Genomic DNA, 18,437 nt, shown 5'->3' with positions numbered 1-18,437 from the left:
GATTCCCGCCACGCCGCCATCACGCCGCCACCCACCTGGGCGGCGCGTTCCCAATAAAATCAAGCACTTGCCCCATTCCAAGTTTCTGGCATGGAAGCTGCTAATGACTGGTCAGAACACCCCTTAACCAGGAGACCAGCATGACCAAGCTTAAACTCGCATCCCTCTTCGTGGCCGCAGCATTCGCTTCCGCCGCCAATGCCCAGGAAGTTGTCCGCCTCGGCAACCTGAAATTCGCGCACTACGGCGCCGTCTCGTATATCAAGGAAATCGCCCCGAAGTGCGGCATCAAGGTCGAAGAACACGTCTTCGCCAAAGGCCCTGACGTGATGCAGGCCATCCTGGCAGGCGAGCTGGATGTCGGCGCCACCGCGTCGGAAGCCGCCATCCAGGGCCGTGCCAATGGCGCCCCGATTTATGTCGTCGCCGGTTTCGCCAAAGGTGGCGCGCGCCTGGTCGCGCGCCCCGACAGCGGTATCAAGGGGATCAAGGATTTGAAAGGCAAGAAAGTCGGCGTGACCCGCGGCGGCATTCACGAGGTGCTGCTGGCAGCCGAACTGGCGCAGGCCGGCATGACTTTCTCCGATGCTCCTGGCAAGGACGTGCAACTGGTGTTCCTGGCCTTCGCGGACCTGAACCAGGCCCTGCTCGGCAAGAACCTGGACGCGATCATGCAATCGGAACCGCAATCCTCGCAAGCCATCAACAAAGGCTTCGGCGTGGAAGTCATGAAGCCGTATGACACCCCGATCGGCGAGCCAGTACGCACCATGGTCATGAGCGAAAAGTTCTACGCCACCCGCCGCGCCACCGCCGCCAAGTTCATGAGCTGCTTCCTGCAGGCCACCAAGACCTTCATCGACGACAAGCCGACCGCTGAAAAATACGTGCGCAACGTAATCTTCAAAGGCCAGATCACTTCCGACGACTTCCAGGACGCGATCGCCAACTCGCCATACACCTACGACATCTCCCCGCAGCACATCCAGATCACCACCGATGTGATGAACAAGACCGGCGTGGGCAAGATGCGCAAGGCGCCGGTAGCTTCCGAATGGGTCAAGACGGACCTGCTGGACGAAGCCAAGAAAAGCCTGAACATCAAGTAACGCGAGGAACATCATGGCAAAACTGAATTTACGCCAGATCGCAGCGGGCTCCGTGGTGCCCGTTCTGGTGATCGCATTGTGGCAGGCCAGCGCTTCGCTGGAGTGGATCAACCCGCAAGTGCTGCCCTCCCCATGGGCGGTAGTTACCAAGTGGGTGGAATACCTGCTGCCACTGCAGGCTTACGACCCGGCTGCCAGCTCCTGGCTGGCGTGGGCGCTGTCCGGCGAACTGATTGGCGACACCATCAGCAGCATGTACCGTGTGGTGGTCGGCTTCGCCGTTGGTGCCGGCCTGGCCCTGCCTTTCGGCCTGGTGATGGGATCGAGCAAGCGTATGTACGACTGGCTCAATCCGCTGCTGCAGGTGCTGCGCCCTATTCCGCCGATCGCTTATATCCCTCTGGCGATCCTATGGTTCGGCCTGGGCGATGCGCCAGCCGTATTCCTGATTGCGCTGGGTGCATTCTTCCCGGTGCTGATGAACACCATTGCCGGCGTGCGCCACGTTGATGGCATCTATGTCCGTGCCGCCCGCAACCTGGGCGTCAGCCAGCGCACCATGTTCATCCGCGTGATGCTGCCGGCAGCCGTGCCTTACATCCTGTCCGGCGTGCGCATCGGCATCGGTACCGCTTTCATCGTGGTGATCGTCTCCGAGATGATCGCCGTGAACAACGGCCTCGGCTTCCGCATCCTGGAAGCGCGCGAGTACTTCTGGTCGGACAAGATCATCGCCGGCATGATCAGCATCGGCCTGCTTGGCCTGGCGATCGATATCGGCATGAACAAACTGAATAACCATCTGCTGCGCTGGCACCGTGGCCTGGAGAACTAAGATGAGCGCAACCCATATCGACGTCAAACACGTCAACAAGGTATTCAAGACCGATAACCGCGAAGTGGTGGCGCTGCGCGACATCAACCTGCAGGTCCCGCAAGGCCAGTTCGTTTGCCTGCTGGGCCCATCGGGCTGCGGCAAGTCCACCCTGCTGAACGCCATCGCAGGCTTCTCGTTGCCGTCCAGCGGCGAAATCACGGCCGATGGCCAGTTGATCACGGGCCCAGGCCCTGAGCGCGGCATGGTATTCCAGGAGTACGCCCTGTTCCCGTGGATGACCGTGGAGAAGAACATTGCCTTCGGCCTGGAAGTCAAAGGCATGGCGCAAGCTGAAATCAAGCAGCGCGTGGACCAGTTGCTGTCCATGCTGTCCCTGTCCGACTTCCGCAACCGCTATCCGAAAGACCTGTCGGGCGGCATGCGCCAGCGCGTGGCGATTGCCCGCGTACTGGCGCTGGACTCCCCGATCATGCTGATGGATGAACCATTCGGTGCACTGGATGCATTGACCCGCCGCAACCTTCAGGACGAACTCCTGCGCATCTGGTCGGAACTGAAAAAGACCATCATCTTCGTTACCCACAGTATCGAAGAGGCGATCTACCTGGCCGACCGCATCGTGGTCATGACTTATCGTCCAGGTACCGTCAAGCGCGACATGATCGTGGAACTGCCTCGCATGCGCGATCCGGCGTCGGCAGAGTTCAACGCCCTCAAACGCGAACTGGGCGCCCTGGTGATGGAAGAGCAGCAACGCCACCACAGCGACGAACTGCGAATGGCCGCGGTGGACTAAAATTGCGCCTATGCGCAAACCTTTTACCCTGTTGCTGTTTCCGGCGGCCGCGATCATCGTGGCCGCCTATATGCTTGGCGCCTACCGCGCCGGCAACGAACAGTTGGACCAAGGCCATCGCCAGCTGCAAACTCATGGCGCCGGAACTGCAGTCAGTGCTGGAACGCTTTGAAACCCTCCCCTTCGTCCTGGCGCAGCAGCCCGACCTGACCAACGCCCTCGCCCGACCTAAAGACCCGGAAGCCATCGCCCGGCTGAACCAGACGCTGCAAACCATCCAGCAGCAAGCCAAAGTCGGCGCGCTATACCTGATGGACCGCAATGGCCTGACGCTTGGGGCCAGCAACTGGGACCAGCCGCTCGGATTCGCCGGCAAGAACTTCTCCTACCGCCCTTATTTCCAGGCGGCCCTGCAAGGCAAGGCTGGCCGCTTTTACGGGATCGGTACCAGCACCAGCGAAGCGGGCTATTTCATCGCGCAGCCGGTGCTCCGCCATGGCGAGATCGCAGGCGTGATCGCCGTCAAGATCAGCCTCGCTGAACTGGAACGCAACTGGAACAGCAGCGAAGACCCGATCCTGCTGGCAGACCGCCACGGTGTGATCTTCCTGAGCAACCGCCCGAACTGGCGCTATCACAGCCTGACGCCGCTGGCGCCAGGCGCACTGGCGGAACTGGCCAGCACGCAGCAATACATCGGCCGTGAAGTCGTGCCGCTGGCGCGCAATCCTGGCCCGCGTGTCACGCAGGAGGTGGGCCGCCTTGGCTGGCAGCTCATGATCTTCCCCAGCCAGTTACGTGTGGTCCGTAGCGGCATCAATTGGGCGCTCGCAACCGCTCTGCTGCTCGCTTGCGGAGGCGTGTCGTATTGGGCCATGCATCAGCGCCGGCGCCGGCGCGAAGAGCGCCTGGCCTTCGACCGCGAACTGGAGTCGCGCATTGCCCAGCGCACGCAGCAACTGAGCGAAACCAACCGCATCCTGCGCACGACGCAGAATGAACTGGTGCAGGCCGGAAAACTGGCCATGCTGGGCCAGATGGCGGCCGGTGTGACGCATGAACTGAATCAGCCGCTGGCGGCGATCCGCGCCTTTGCCGACAACGCGCGCACCTTCCTGGAACGCGGCCAGCCGGAGCAGGCGGCCAGCAACCTTGGCCACATCGGCGATGCCAGCGCGCGCATGGGAGCCATCATCAGCCAGCTGAAAGGTTTCGCGCGCAAGAATGAAGCCATCGGGCCAGTGGATTTTGGGCGCGCTGCGCGCAGTTCAACCTTCCTGCTCGAGAGCGAGAGCAAGCGGCGCAATGTGGTGCTGGAGATCGATACCGGCGCCGAGCAACTGACTGTGGCGGGCGATACGGTGCGCATCGAGCAAGTATTGATTAACCTGCTGCGCAATGCCCTGGATGCGGTCGAGAATACGCCGCAGCCACGGGTCTCCATTGTGCTGTCGCGCGAAGGCGCCGAAGGCGTCGCACGCATCAGCGACAGCGGCCCGGGCATCGCGCAAGAGGCTGCCGCCCACCTGTTTGAGCCATTCTTTACAACCAAGCCTGCCGGGCAAGGACTGGGACTGGGATTGGCGATTTCCTCGTCCATCGTGCAGGCAATGAACGGCCGCCTGCTTGCCCGCAACCTGGACGGCGGCGGTGCGCAGTTTGAGTTACGCTTACCGCTTATTAAGGAAGGATCTGCCCGATGAAGGCGCTATTGGTTGAAGACGAAGCCGCGCTGCGGCTGGCCACCTCGCAAACGCTGGAACTGGGCGGTTTTACGGTGCAGGCTTGCGCAAGTGCTGAGGAAGCACTGCCGCTGCTGCTGGCGAACTTCGCCGGCGTGGTCGTGACCGACGTGCGCCTGCCGGGACTTTCCGGCCTGGAGCTGCTGGCGCGCGTAGCGACGCTGGACACCGAACTGCCTGTCATCGTGGTCACCGGCCATGGTGACGTCAGCATGGCGGTCGAGGCCATGCGTGCCGGCGCTTATGACTTCATCGAAAAGCCCTTCGCCTCCGACCGCCTGATGGATGCGGTCAAGCGCGCGCAGGAGCGCCGCAACCTGGTGCTGGAAAACCGCCGCCTGCGCAGCGAACGCGCGCAACATCCGGACATGCCCGATCTTATCGGGCGCTCGGAAGCCATCGAGCATTTGAAGGTGGTGGTGCGCAATGTGGCGCCGACAGGCGTGGACATCCTGGTCAATGGCCAGACCGGCACCGGCAAGGAAGTGATGGCGCGCCTGATTCATGCGGCCAGTGGACGCAAGGGTAACTTCGTCGCCATCAACTGCGGCGCGCTGCCGGAGTCGGTATTCGAGAGCGAAATATTCGGCCACGAAGCGGGAGCATTCACCGGCGCCCAGAAACGACGCATCGGGAAGCTGGAATTCGCCAACGGCGGCACGGTATTCCTCGACGAAATCGAAAGCATGCCGATGGCCTTGCAGGTCAAGCTGCTGCGCGTGCTGCAGGAGCGGCGCCTTGAGCGGCTGGGTGGCAACGAGTCGGTACCGCTCGATTGCCGGGTCGTCGCCGCCAGCAAGGCCGACCTGCTTGCCCTGTCGGCACAGGGATTGTTCCGCGAAGACCTGTATTACCGGATTGGCGTCATCAGCATCGACTTGCCGCGCTTGCGCGACCGGCGCGAAGACATCCCTCTGCTGCTGGCGCACTTCGTCGCCGAGGCGGCCCAACGCTATCAGCGGGCGATGCCGATGTGGACGCCCGAGCAGATGGCGGCGTGGCAGGCGGCGGATTGGCCGGGCAATGTGCGGGAACTGCGCAACTTCGCGGAGCGCTTGACGCTTGGGCTGGTTCCCGCTGCGTCCCTCGCGCCGCCGCATGGCCCGACCATCGCATCCGGCGCGGCGTTCGCCACTGGCGCGGGCATTTCGTCGCCGGCCAGCACTGCGACCGGTGCAGGCATGGAATGGGCTGCCGGCGCAGGAGTCACGGGCAGCGCCGCAATGACTGCGGGGGCAGCATCGGCCGCGGGTGTCGCCATGGCAGCCGGCGTTCCGGCCGCCGGCTCGGTGACGGCGGACTCGGAGCACCCCTCCCTGCCCCAGCAAGTCGACGCTTTTGAACGCGATCTGATCTTGCGCGCCCTGGCCGCCGCCGACAATAACGTGGCGCTGGCGGCAGACCGCCTGCTCCTGCCCCGCAAGACGCTCTATGACAAGCTGAAAAAGCACCAGATCCAGCGCGACTGAAATGTAGTAAAGCTACATATTTTGCGGTAATATTTCTGTAGCACCACTACTACGGAGACAAAATGAAGCAGCGCATGCTGGTCGCGGCCCTCGCGGCGGTCGTCGTGGCGTTTTCCGCCGCCGCAGCACCAACCACCGCCCTCTCCGCAGCCCCCACCGCTGCGACGCCGCACACCTTGGCCTCCTGCGATGGCCCGCACGAAACCGTGCTGGCACGCACGCAGGGTTTCGATGCCCGCGCACTGTGGCTGGACGGCCGCCTGGCCAAATGGACCGGCGCCCAAGCCGAAGGCAGCTTCAAACTCTATTACGCAACTGCCGCAGGCATCAGCGCCCCGCAAGGCGCCACCGTCAGCGGCGCTGACGGTGCATTGCAGCTGACTGCGACCACAGAGCCGCTCCCGGCCCCGCTGGCCCAGCGCTTCAAATACACCGGCGACGGGTTGCTGCTCGCGCTCTCCAACGCCGACCGCGCCCGCCTGCCGGCACTGCTGGCGAAACAACTCGTGCTGGTGCAGGAAAACGCCGACGGCACGGTGCGCGACGCCACTGCGCTGCAAGTCCCCGGAGCACTCGACGACATCTACGCGTCCGCCGAGCAAACCACCGACTTGGGCGCCGCCATCGGCAAAGGCGGGACGACCTTCAAGCTTTGGGCGCCAACCGCGCAACGCGTATCCGTCTGCATATTCGACACCGGCGACAGCAAACCGAAGTCCATCACCACCATGCGCGCCGAAGCGAAAACCGGCATCTGGTCCGCCAGCGCGCGCGGCAACCTGTCCGGCCGCTATTACAAATTCGTGGTGGACGTCGTGGCACCGAAGACTGGCCTGGTGCGCAACGTTGTCACCGATCCATATTCTGTCAGCCTGGCCACCGATTCCGCCCGCAGCTACATCGCAGACCTGTCCGACCCGCGCCTGGCGCCTGCCGGCTGGAGCAAGGATCAGCCGCCCGCCAAAGTGAAGGCGCAGCCGGATATGTCGATCTACGAACTGCACGTGCGCGACTTCTCGATCAACGACCTGTCGGTCAGCGCAATGAACCGCGGCAAATACACAGCCTTCCGCGAGAGCGGCTCCAACGGCATGAAGCACCTCGCCATGCTGGCCAAGGCCGGCCTGACCGATGTGCACCTGCTGCCGGTATATGACCTGGGCAGCGTGCCGGAAAAAGGCTGCGTCGCTCCCGTCGTGCATGGCGCACCGGACAGCGAACAGCAGCAGAAAATCGTCAGCGACAACGCACTGAAGGACTGCTACAACTGGGGCTACGACCCATGGCATTACAACGCCCCGGAAGGCAGCTACAGCACCGACGCATCCGACGGCGCCCGCCGCATCATCGAGCTGCGCGAAATGGTGATGGCGCTGCACCAAACCGGCCTGCGTGTCGGCACCGACGTGGTCTACAACCATACCTACCGCGGCGGACAGCATGAGCGCTCGGTACTGGACCGGATCGTCCCCGGCTACTACCAGCGCCTGAACCTGAAAGGCGAGATCGAAAGCTCCACCTGCTGCTTCAACACTGCAACCGAAAATCGCATGATGGCCAAGCTGATGATCGACTCGGCCGAACTGTGGACGAAGCACTACCACATCGACTCCTTCCGCTTCGACTTGATGGGACACCAGCCGCGTGCTGCGATGGAAGCATTGCAGGCCCGCGTCAACAAAGCCGCCGGGCGCCATGTGAACCTGATCGGCGAAGGCTGGAACTTCGGCGAAGTGGCGGATGGAGTGCGTTTCGTGCAGGCCTCGCAACTGTCGCTGAATGGCAGCGGCATCGGCACCTTCAGCGACCGCGCGCGCGATGCGGTGCGTGGTGGCGGTGCTGGCGATTCGGGACAGCAGGTGATCTCGCAGCAGGGCTATATCAATGGCCTGGTCTACGACCCGAACGCAGGCGCTGGCTTGCGGCCGGTGACGGATTTGATGAAGGCATCCGATCTCGTGAAGGTCGGCCTGGCCGGTACGATCCGCAGCTATCGCATGCAGACCTTTACCGGCGAGACCAAGGAACTGCAGGCCATCGTCTATGGCGGCAACCAGCCGGCCGGTTATGCCAGCCAGCCAAGCGAAGTAGTCAACTACGTGGAGAACCACGACAATCAAACGCTGTACGACATCAATGCCCTCAAGCTGCCGATATCCACTACCAGCGTGGACCGGGCCCGCGTGCAGATGCTGGCAGCGGCAATCAACGCCTTCTCGCAGGGTGTGGCGTATTACCACGCCGGGTTCGAAATCCTGCGCTCTAAGTCGATGGACCGCAACAGCTTCGAATCAGGCGACTGGTTCAATCGCCTCGACTGGACCTATCAGACCAACTACTTCGGCTCCGGCCTGCCACCGGCTGCGGACAATGGCAAGGACTATGCGCTGTTCCAGCCCTTGCTGGCCAATCGCGCGCTTCAGCCAACACCTGCTGATATTGCATTCGCGCGCGACACCTTCCGCGACCTGCTGCGTATTCGAGCCAGCAGCACGCTGTTCCGGATGCGTACTGCCGACGATATCAAGAAACGCCTGCATTTCCTGAATACCGGGCCTGAACAAGTAGCAACCGTCATTGCAGCGCGGCTGGACGGCGCTGGATATGAGGGCGCGGGCTTCAAGTCGGTGGCTTACTTTATCAACGTAGACAAGGTGGAGCAGACCATCACCGCTGCCAGCGAATCCGGCAAAGCTTACCGCCGGCATCCCGTGCAGGCCGGATCAGCAGCTCGCTACGACGCCTCGACGGGGACCTTCACCATTCCACCCAGGACGGCTATAGTATTCGTTGAATAAACTTTAAAGCCAATGGCCGCCTCGTCATGTCAACCATCCTGCGCGCAGTTCAGGGCGATATCACCAAGCTCTCGGTCGATGCAATCGTCAACGCCGCCAATTCCTCGCTCCTGGGTGGTGGCGGCGTAGATGGCGCAATCCATCGCGCAGCCGGGCCTGAGCTGGTCCACGAATGCCGACTCCTTGGCGGTTGCAAGACTGGCCAGGCGAAACTGACGAGGGGCTATCGGCTTCCGGCCAAGTACATCATCCATACAGTTGGACCAGTTTGGCGCGGCGGCGCCAGCGGGGAATCGGAGCTGCTAACAGCGTGCTATAGCGGCAGCATTGAGCTGGCAGCCCAGCATGGCGTCGCCACGCTGGCATTCCCCAGCATCAGCACCGGCATCTATGGCTACCCAATCGACCTGGCTGCAAAAATCGCCGTGTCGACAGTTCGCGCCGCGGTCGAGCAATTCCAGGGTATCGAGGAAGTCATCTTCTGCTGCTTCTCTCAAGCCGACCTGGCAGTCTATGAAGATGTCCTGAATCAGTGACTCTTCCAAGAAGAAATAGCCGACCGATTCGAGTCGAACGGGACAAGACGGCTGGTTCGCGCTTAGCCGACCGCATGGGTCGGCCCCGGCCAGTTTTATTGTGCCAGCAAAATGGTGGCGTTCTTGCCGTTGGTGCGAACCACGCCGTCCTTCACGGTGTAAGAGACGCCGGAATATGCGTCCTTCACTTTTGCGCCGTCTGCGAATACACCGTTGACTGCGATATCCACCGGCTGGCCAGTCCTCGCGTCCAGCGCCACGACAACTTTGTCATCGTCACGCACGCGGCTGAAGGTGTATGGCAGGTCGGCCAGCTTCCTGTGCGCGCCAGCGCCGATTGAAGGATGCGCCTGGCGGAATTTGCCAAGCTTCGCCCAGTGTGTACGGATCTTTGCGTTTGCCTTCAAATCGCCCCAATTCATGAATGAGCGCAGCTTGGCATCGCCCTTCGCTTCGGCCACGTCGAGGCGGCGTGAGATTTCGTCGCCGTAGTAAATCTGGGCTGCACCGGGAGCCAGCAGAAGCTTGTTGGCGGTCTCGAAAGGCTTCTGTCGCGCCGGGTCGAAGGGATTGCCGTCATCGTGCGAATCCATATAGTTCATGACCGAATGGCCTTTCAGCGGCCCCGCGAGCTGCTTCGCGTATTTACTGAATACGGACTCGTAATCGCCCTTCGCGTCGTGCACCATGCCGAAGTTGATCAGGCCATCGAAACCGTTGGTGAAGTAATTGGCTTTCTCGCCGCCCCCCATATCGAAGTCCTGTCCGTGAGCGATGTTGTAGTTGTACACCTCGGCCAGCATGTAGAAGCGGCCGTCGCCCAGCACCTTCTTGGGATTCAGGCTTTTCCACTCGTCGTGTGCTGCCAGCGCAACCTTGCGCAATTCGGCCCATACCGCAGGCTCCACGTGCTTGGCTGTATCGGCGCGGAAGCCATCAACGCCGTATCTGCGCACCCAGTCCGCATGCCACTTCATCAGGTAGTAACGCGGTGCGCGTGGATAGCCGGTGCGGGCGAAGAAATTGTCCAGCTCCTTTACCTCGCGTTCATAGCGGCCTTCAGCTTTCCACTTGGTTGCCAACGCTGGCGGCAGATCCACCGGCGTATCGCTCTCGGTGCGGAAATCAGGCAGGTTCTTCACCAGCGTGCAGCTCACAGTGGTCGGCGCGTCTTTGTACTGGCACTGCGGCTCGGTGCGCACCCAGCCTTCGGGCCAGGCCGGATCGGCTTCGGTGACTGGGCCGGTATGGTTCATCACAACGTCCAGCAACACGCGGATGCCGCGCGCATGGGCCGCTTCTACAAAATCGCGGAAGTCATTTTCCGTGCCGAGGTTGGCGTCCATCGCCGTAAAGTCGCGCGCCCAGTAGCCGTGGAAGCCGTAGGACTTACCAGTGCCTTCATCCGTGCCGGCGTGGATTTGCTCTACTGGCGGCGTGGTCCAGATCACGTCCACGCCCAGGTCGTCGAAATAGCCTGACTTGATCTTTGCCGTCAAACCCTTGAAATCACCGCCCATGAAACCGCGCAACGGCGCAGCGTCGGCCTTGCGGCCGTAGGCCAGGTCGTTCGTCTTGTCTCCGTTGGCGAAGCGGTCAGTGACCAGGAAATAGACCGTCGCATTCTCCCAAAGGAATGGCTTGAGCGGCGCCGCAAGTGCGCTGTGAGCACTGGTTGCAAGCAATAAGTACAATGCGAGGGACGAAAGTTTCATTCAGCTTTTCCTATGTAATGACTGTTGGATTACTGCGGCCTGTATGCATGGCGATGCTAGCCACGCTGTCTGCGATTGCAATCAGCCCTGCCAGGGCCTGCTGCGTTGGGATATGGTGCTGTTCAGGATCGGCCTCGAAGCGTTCGAGGTAGACCCGCAAGGTGGCGCCTTCGGTACCGGTGCCGGACAGACGGTACACAATTCGTGAGCCGTCCGTCATCATGATGCGGATGCCTTGCTGGCTGGCGTGCGAGCCGTCCACCGGATCGGTGTACTCGAAATCATCTGCAGCCTGCACTTCGTAGTGATTCAGTTTCTGGCCCGGCAGATTGGGCAGCTTGATGCGCAAGTCCTGCATCAACAGCTGCGCTGCATCCGCCGCTATGGCCTCGTAATCGTGACGCGAGTAGTAATGGCGGCCGTAACGCTGCCAGTGCGCGGTGACGATATCCTGCACCGATCCGCCGCGCACGGCCAGCAGGTTGAGCCAGAACAGGACGGCCCACAGTCCATCTTTTTCGCGGATGTGACGCGACCCGGTGCCGTAGCTTTCTTCCCCGCACAGGGTGGCCTTGCCGGAGTCGAGCAGCGTGCCAAAAAACTTCCATCCGGTAGGCGTTTCGTAGCATGGCACACCAAGCTCCGCCGCCACTTTGTCGACAGCACGTGAGGTAGGCATGGAGCGGGCAATGCCTGCGAGCCCGTCTGCGTAGCCTGGCGCCGCGGTGGCGTTCGCTGCCAGCACCGCCAGGCTGTCCGATGGCGTGACGACGAAGTCGCGGCCAACGATCATGTTACGGTCGGCATCGCCATCGGAGGCGGCGCCGATATCGGGCGCAGCGTTGGCGCACATGATGTCGATCAGTTCTTCGGCGTTGACCGGATTGGGATCCGGGTGCAGACCGCCGAAGTCTTCCAGCGGTGTGCCGTTGATCACGCTGCCCTCCGGTGCGCCCAGCATACCTTCGAGAATGGCGTGCGCATAGGGGCCGGAAACGGCATTCATGGCGTCGAAGCGCATACTGAAGCCGCCGGCAAACAGGCGGCGGATGGCATCGAAGTCGAATAATTGCGCCATCAGTTCCGCGTAATCGGCAACAGGGTCAATGACCTCAACCTTCATGCCTTCGATGCCCGCATACGCTCCGGGCGTATCAATATCGATATCGGGCGCATCGCTGATGCGGTACTGAGCCAGCGCCAGCGTGTGTTCGTAAATTGCTTCGGTCAGCGCTTCGGGCGCCGGTCCGCCGTTGGAGGCGTTGTACTTGATTCCGAAATCGCCATCCGGGCCGCCGGGGTTATGGCTGGCCGAGAGGATGATGCCGCCAAACGCACCGTGCTTGCGGATCACGCAGCTTGCGGCGGGTGTCGACAGGATGCCGCGCTGCCCAAGCAGCACACGTGCAAAGCCATGCGCGGCGGCCATCTTGAGGATTACCTGGATCGCATCCCGGTTGTGGAAGCGGCCATCGCCGCCAAGCACCAGCGTCTTGCCGGCGGCGTCGCCTAGCGTGTCAAACACACCCTGTACGAAATTTTCAAGATAGTGGGGCTGCTGGAAAACTGCGACTTTCTTGCGCAGTCCAGAAGTCCCCGGACGTTGTCCGGGGATGGGCGAAGTTGCTACCGTTTGAATTGCCATATTCGCTCCATAAAAGGGGGCCGTCCCCTTTATTTTCCTGCGAATGGCGCGATCGGTGCGCGCCGCTGGATGGCTTAGGCTTCTTTCTTGGCGGAGTCGCTGACGATCAGGGTTACGATGCCGCCAAGCGCCATCGAGACGCCGCCCAACACCAGCACGTTGACCGAGTGGCCGTCGAACAGGTGCTTGATGACCGGCCCGAGCACCAGGTTGGCGACAATCTGCGGCAACACCACGAAGTAGTTGAATACGCCCATGAAGTAACCCATGCGCTTGGCCGGCAGTGCGCCCGCCAGGATCGCATACGGCATGGTCAGGATGCTGGCCCATGCAATGCCGACGCCGATCATCGGCAACATCAGCAAGTTCTTGTCGTGGATGAACGCAATGCTGATCAGGCTCAGGCCACCGATGACCAGGCAAAGCATGTGCACCAGCTTGCGGCTGGTGACGTGCGCCAGCTTAGGCAGCAGGAAGGCGACCAGCGCGGATACGCCGCCGTAGATTGCAAACAGGTTGCCGACCCAGTTGCCGGCTTCCTGGAAGATGGCCGACTTGCCGTCAGTGGTCCCGAACACATTTTCAGCCACTGCCGGCGTGGTGAAGACCCACATGCCCATCAGCGCGAACCAGCTGAAGAACTGCACCAGGGCCAATTGCACCATCGTTTTCGGCATGAGCACGAAGCCGCCAAACACTTCCTTCAGGGAGAACAGGAAGCCACGGCGCTGTGCTTTCTCCATGCGGAATTTCTCGATGTCTTCCGGCGGCAGTTCATCGGCGGTCAGCACGGTCCACAACACGGACAGGAAGTAAGCAGCACCGCCCGCATAGAAGGAGTAGCGCACGGAATCGGGGATCGCACCGTTGACCACTTCATTGCTGACGTTAAGGAAATTGGTGAAGATCATTGGCAGCAGCGAAGCAATCACGCCACCCAGCCCAATGAAGAAAGTTTGCATCGCAAAGCCGGCAGTCTGCTGCGATTCATCCAGCTTGTCGCCGACGAAGGCACGGAACGGCTCCATCGAAATATTGATCGATGCATCCATCAGCCACAGCACGAGGATTGCCATCCACAGCGCACTCGAATTGGGCATCAGGAACAGTGCAATACTCGCCAGCAGCGCGCCGATGAAGAAGAACGGGCGGCGGCGGCCCCATTTCGCGTGCCAGGTGTTGTCGCTCAGGTAGCCGATGATGGGTTGCACCAGCAGGCCGGTGACCGGCGCGGCAAGCCAGAACAGCGGCAGTTCATCCGGAGTCGCACCCAAAGTCGAGAAGATGCGGCTGGTATTGGTGTTCTGCAGCGCGAAACCAAACTGGATGCCGAAGAAGCCGAAGCTCATGTTCCACAACTGCCAGAAGGTCAGCCGCGGCTTGCTGATGATGGAATGCATTTGCATCACTGTCCCCGATTAATTTTGTAGCAAAATAACATGGCGAATTCGGGCTGTCAATGCGGATACAGCCCGTAAATTCGCGGTTTTACGACGTTTTTGTAGTCAGGCTACAAAGTTACCGCCAATTTTGCCTTCATTGCACTACGCGCTGGCAATGCCAGCTCCAGTGTGCGGGAACGGACATCCCAACGAGACGCCACGGCCTTGCCATCCAGCTTCACGCTGCGCGGGCGTTTAGCCACATTGTGCACTTTGACCACATAAGCGCGTAACACCGGCTGCCACGCCTTGCCAGTCTCCGGCTCGATGCCTATTTCGAAGCCCGATGCCGATGCAGCGCCAGCGAAATGGGCGATCTCGTACTTGCCCTGCTCGTAAGCGTTGGCGGTTGCGCCGTCGTCGTCATACAGCTTGCCGCTGGTAGCACCTGCGCTGGCGTCGTAGTAGTAATTCAATTCGACCTGTTTGGTGCTGTAGTCGCGGGTGGTCTGGACTACCTTTGCGAGTGGCACGAAGGCCCCGGCGCGCACGAAGACCGGAATATGCTCGGCAACCACCGGCACCACTTCATTGATGCCGCCCTTGTGCGCAGCGCCGCTGTAGAAGTCGAACCAGACCTTGGCCGATGCCGGGAAGTTCACTTCCTTGCGCTGGACACCCGGCTCGGTGACCGGCGCCACCAGGAAGTCCCTGCCCCACAAGAAGGTCGCTGCCACGCCATTGTCGCCGCCCTCAAACATGATCGGGCGCATCAGCGGCAAGCCGGTCTGGCTGTTGTCGAAGGCTGCGCTGTAGTTATATGGCAGCATGGCGTAGCGCAGGCGGATCGCATCGCGCGCCAGCGATTTGGCACGCCCTGCGCGGAACACCGGCTCGGCCGGCACTTCCTCTTGCGCGTGCGGGCGGAACACCGGCTGGAACACGCCGTATTGCAGCCAGCGCACGTACAGTTCATCGTCCAGCATCGGCGAGGCGAAGCCGCCCAGGTCGGAATGCATATAAGCCAGGCCCTGCATACCCATTTGCAGCGCGATTTCCATTTGCGACTGCAGGCCACCCCAGCTACGCTGCACGTCGCCGGACCATGGGATCATGCCGAAACGCTGCGAACCCGAATATCCGGCGCGCATCAGGATGAAGGGACGTTCGTTCGGGAAGTCCTTCTTGTAGCCTTCCGCAATCAGGCGCGCCCAATCGTGGCCGTAGATATTGTGGACCTGGTCGGCTCCAAGCTGGCCATTGCTGCCGTGCCGCAGCGCGGAAGGATGCACTTCCGGCTCGCCGAGGTCACCCCACCAGCCGGCTACGCCGCCCTCTTTCAGCTCTTTGTAGATATTCCAGAACCAGTCGCGCCCTTCGGGGCGGTACAGGTCGACCAGGCCGGTATTACCGAAGTAGAAGTCATACTTGAAAGGCGCCCCGGCAGTGTCGGTAGCCAGCACTTTCTGTTCAACCGCTTCCTGCCAGCGGCTCGACGTGGTCAGCACGAAAGGCTCCGTGATGACCACAGTTTTCACCCCCTTCGCCGCCAGGTCGGCCATCATGCCTTTCGGGTTCGGGAAACTCTCCTTGTCCCAGGCCAGGTTGCCCATGGTGCCTTTGACGGTCTTGCCGAACCAGTACAGGTCCAGCACCACGGCATCGACCGGGATCTTGTCGGCAATGAACTTGTCGACCACCGAGCGGGTTTCCGCTTCCGTGTGATAGCCGAAGCGGCTGGCGAAATTGCCGAAGGCCCAGCGCGGCGGAAGCGGCTGGCGGCCGGTCAGGCTGGTGTAGTTGGCCACCACGTCCTCCCACTGCTCGCCTGCGATCACCTGGTAAGTCTTGCGGCCGCCGATGGTCTCATACGACAGCGTGCCGTCCTTCCTGCTGTCGAAATCGAGGTAGCCGGTCTGCGGGTTATCAAAGTGAATGGCGTACTTTTTCGACGACAGCGCCATCGGGATGGTGAAATTCAGCAGCTGCGAACGCGCTTCATAGCCATAGTGAGCTCGGTTGTATAACTGGAAGCGGTTGCCGCGGCGGTTCATGCCGGTGGCGCGGGCGCCCGCGCCGTACAGGGCTTCGTCGCCATCCAGTGCGAACTCGATCGCTTCCATGCTGCCATCGCGGCGATAACCGCGCTTCTCGGCCACCAGGGGCTGGCCCTTATACAAATAGCTGATGCGGAATGGCTGTTTCTCCACGCGCACGGTAATGCCAGGCGTGGCGAATTCAAGCACTCCGCCCTCCTCCCGCAGCGTGCTGGCAACGGCAGCCGGCGGCAACACAACCGCGTGAGACACCGCATCAGCCACTTCGCCCTTGGGAATGAAGGTGGTTTCCACCACTGCTGCGGAGTACGGCCTGATGACATAGCTGCCGTCGTTTGTGCCGATTTCCAGGGCATTTCCATTTTTCGCGGCAGATAAGAAATGGCGATCCGCGTTTTGCGCCATGGCGGCTTGGCTAATAAGGGCCAATATTGCAAATTTAATTAGTTTCATGGAGTGATATATTAGCGGGCAGTTTTATCTGAGAGGAGATTGAATTGAATAAAACGATACTGAAAAAACCGATGGTCCTGGCACTGGGCCTGGCACTGGCAGCGGGTTTCGCCCATGCCGCACCAGCCCCGAAAAAAGGCAAAGGCACCCCTGCCGAAGCGAAGAAGTTCATCGCCCAGACCGAAGAAAAATTCGACAAGCTTGGCAATGACGGCAATAAGGCCGCCTGGGTTGCGCAGAACTTCATTACCGACGACACCGAAGCGCTGACCGCTTACTTTGGCGAGCAGCAGCTGGATGCATCCGGACAGGCCGCGCTGGAAGCCCGCCGCTTTAACGGCACGAAACTGGCCGACGACGAGGCGCGCAAGATCAAGCTGCTGCAACTGACGCTGATGCTGCCGGATCCAAAGGAGCGCCAGGCTTACGCCGATGCCAACGCCAAACTGAATGGCGCCTATGGCAAGGCCAAGTACTGCCCGACCAAAGACGATTGCAAGGCGCTGGGCGAACTGGAAAAGACCCTGGCCAACAGCCGCGATCCTAAAGTCCTGCTGGACGCCTGGAACGGCTGGCACATGCAGTCGCCTTCCTACAAAAAGCTGTACACCGACTACGTTGAGCTGTCCAACAAGGGTGCGCGCGAAATGGGTTACGCCGACACCGGCGCCCTGTGGCGCTCGGGCTACGACATGAAGCCGGAAGAATTCTCGGCCGAGATGGAGCGCATCTGGCAGCAGGTGAAGCCGCTGTACGATTCGCTGCACACCTATACCCGCTACAAGCTGCGCGAAACCTACGGGCCTGACCAGGTGCCGCTGACCGGCCCGATCCCGGCCCACCTGTTCGGCAATATGTGGAGCCAGAGCTGGGAGAACATCTACCCGCTGCTGATGCCTGCCACCGGCGCGTCCAAGTTCGACCTGAGCAAGGTGCTGGAAGAGCGCAAGACCAGCGCCAAAGAGATGGTGCAATACGGCGAGCGTTTCTACACCTCGCTGGGCATGCCTAAGCTGCCGGAAACCTTCTACCAGCGTTCGCTGCTCGAAAAACCGCGCGACCGCGACGTGGTGTGCCACGCTTCCGCATGGCAGCTCGATGGCAAGGACGACGTGCGCATCAAGATGTGCATCCGTCCGACCGAAGAAGAATTTGCCGTCATCCACCATGAGCTGGGACATATCTATTACGACCTGGCTTACAAGAACCAATCCAACCTGTTCCGCACCGGCGCCAACGACGGCTTCCACGAAGCGATCGGCGACACCATTGCGCTGTCCATCACCCCGAGCTACCTGAAGAAGGTCGGCCTGATGAACGAGAACCCGGACCCGAACGCCGATATCGGCGTGCTGCTGAAGCGCGCCCTGGCCAAGGTTGCCTTCCTGCCGTTCGGCTACTCGGTCGACAAATGGCGCTGGGACGTCTACAGCGGCAAGACCAAGCCAGCGGACTACGACAAGAGCTGGTGGCAGCTGCGCGAGCAGTACATGGGCGTGAAGCGTCCGCTGCCGATGCTGGCTGACGGCTTCGACGCCGGCGCCAAGTACCACGTTGCTGCCGACGTGCCTTACGCCCGCTACTTCCTGGCCCACCTGCTGCAGTTCCAGTTCCACCGCGCCCTGTGCAAGGAAGCCGGCTACACCGGCCCGCTGCATCAGTGCTCGATCTACGGCAGTGAAAAAGCAGGCAAGAAGCTGTGGACCATGCTGGAGATGGGTACTTCCAAGCCATGGCCTGAAGCTTTGAAAGCGGCTACCGGCGAAGAGCGCATCGACGGACAAGCCCTGCTCGACTACTTCGCCCCGCTGAAAGTCTGGCTGGACGAACAAAACAAGCAACTGGCCGCGAAGGCCAAGTAAATACAAAAATCGGGGGCCGCGGCCCCCGATTTTTT

General features: G+C 61.3%; 13 protein-coding genes. 9 read left to right on the top strand and 4 right to left on the bottom strand.

What is annotated here, in order from left to right; translation table 11 throughout:
• The first annotated feature begins 140 nt into the window (after positions 1-140).
• The 8 genes from ACQ4MM_RS19025 to ACQ4MM_RS18990 all read left to right on the top strand — a co-directional run bounded on the left by ACQ4MM_RS19025 (position 141) and on the right by ACQ4MM_RS18990 (position 9,288).
• The gene (locus ACQ4MM_RS19025; protein WP_431478813.1) at positions 141-1,109 is read left to right on the top strand and encodes an ABC transporter substrate-binding protein; all 969 of its coding nucleotides are present in this window, start codon (positions 141-143) and stop codon (positions 1,107-1,109) included.
• 13 nt (positions 1,110-1,122) lie between these two features.
• The gene (locus ACQ4MM_RS19020; protein ID WP_431478812.1) at positions 1,123-1,944 is read left to right on the top strand and encodes an ABC transporter permease; all 822 of its coding nucleotides are present in this window, start codon (positions 1,123-1,125) and stop codon (positions 1,942-1,944) included.
• Position 1,945: 1 nt separating this feature from the next.
• On the top strand, positions 1,946-2,743 hold the full coding sequence (locus tag ACQ4MM_RS19015; protein ID WP_431478811.1) for an ABC transporter ATP-binding protein: 798 nt from the start codon (positions 1,946-1,948) through the stop codon (positions 2,741-2,743).
• A 10-nt stretch (positions 2,744-2,753) separates the two neighbouring features.
• Complete coding sequence (locus ACQ4MM_RS19010; RefSeq protein ID WP_431478810.1) at positions 2,754-2,915, top strand: hypothetical protein; 162 nt, start codon at positions 2,754-2,756, stop codon at positions 2,913-2,915.
• Entirely contained in the window at positions 2,878-4,446 is a 1,569-nt protein-coding gene (locus ACQ4MM_RS19005; protein ID WP_431478809.1) for an ATP-binding protein, read from the top strand. Before ACQ4MM_RS19010 ends, ACQ4MM_RS19005 begins: the two co-directional genes overlap by 38 nt.
• Positions 4,443-5,954, top strand: coding sequence for a sigma-54-dependent transcriptional regulator (locus ACQ4MM_RS19000; RefSeq protein ID WP_431478808.1), 1,512 nt, complete (start codon positions 4,443-4,445; stop codon positions 5,952-5,954). Before ACQ4MM_RS19005 ends, ACQ4MM_RS19000 begins: the two co-directional genes overlap by 4 nt.
• 62 nt (positions 5,955-6,016) lie before the next feature.
• Positions 6,017-8,752: an alpha-1,6-glucosidase domain-containing protein gene (locus ACQ4MM_RS18995; protein WP_431478807.1), complete on the top strand. Its 2,736-nt coding sequence runs from the start codon at positions 6,017-6,019 to the stop codon at positions 8,750-8,752.
• A 26-nt stretch (positions 8,753-8,778) separates the two neighbouring features.
• Positions 8,779-9,288: an O-acetyl-ADP-ribose deacetylase gene (locus ACQ4MM_RS18990; protein ID WP_431478806.1), complete on the top strand. Its 510-nt coding sequence runs from the start codon at positions 8,779-8,781 to the stop codon at positions 9,286-9,288.
• Positions 9,289-9,383: 95 nt separating this feature from the next.
• On the opposite strand, the gene ACQ4MM_RS18985 is transcribed toward ACQ4MM_RS18990, so the two are convergent.
• From ACQ4MM_RS18985 to ACQ4MM_RS18970, 4 genes are all read right to left on the bottom strand, one after another.
• The gene (locus ACQ4MM_RS18985) at positions 9,384-11,003 is read right to left on the bottom strand and encodes an alpha-amylase family glycosyl hydrolase (RefSeq protein WP_431478805.1); all 1,620 of its coding nucleotides are present in this window, start codon (positions 11,001-11,003) and stop codon (positions 9,384-9,386) included.
• Between the two features lie 10 nt (positions 11,004-11,013).
• On the bottom strand, positions 11,014-12,648 hold the full coding sequence (locus ACQ4MM_RS18980) for an alpha-D-glucose phosphate-specific phosphoglucomutase (RefSeq protein WP_431478804.1): 1,635 nt from the start codon (positions 12,646-12,648) through the stop codon (positions 11,014-11,016).
• Positions 12,649-12,722: 74 nt separating this feature from the next.
• On the bottom strand, positions 12,723-14,048 hold the full coding sequence (locus ACQ4MM_RS18975) for an MFS transporter (protein WP_431479054.1): 1,326 nt from the start codon (positions 14,046-14,048) through the stop codon (positions 12,723-12,725).
• A gap of 110 nt (positions 14,049-14,158) precedes the next feature.
• Positions 14,159-16,492, bottom strand: a complete 2,334-nt coding sequence (locus ACQ4MM_RS18970) for a TIM-barrel domain-containing protein (RefSeq protein WP_431478803.1) — start codon at positions 16,490-16,492, stop codon at positions 14,159-14,161.
• 92 nt (positions 16,493-16,584) lie between these two features.
• On the opposite strand from ACQ4MM_RS18970, the gene ACQ4MM_RS18965 reads away from it, so the two are divergent.
• Positions 16,585-18,402, top strand: a complete 1,818-nt coding sequence (locus ACQ4MM_RS18965; protein WP_431478802.1) for a M2 family metallopeptidase — start codon at positions 16,585-16,587, stop codon at positions 18,400-18,402.
• Positions 18,403-18,437: the final 35 nt, after the last annotated feature.

The sequence above is a fragment of the Massilia eburnea genome (assembly GCF_050709955.1).
Taxonomy (GTDB): Bacteria; Pseudomonadota; Gammaproteobacteria; order Burkholderiales; family Burkholderiaceae_D; genus Rugamonas; species Rugamonas eburnea_A.
Note: the sequence above shows the minus strand (reverse complement) of the source record. Positions and strands in the feature narration are given on the sequence as shown.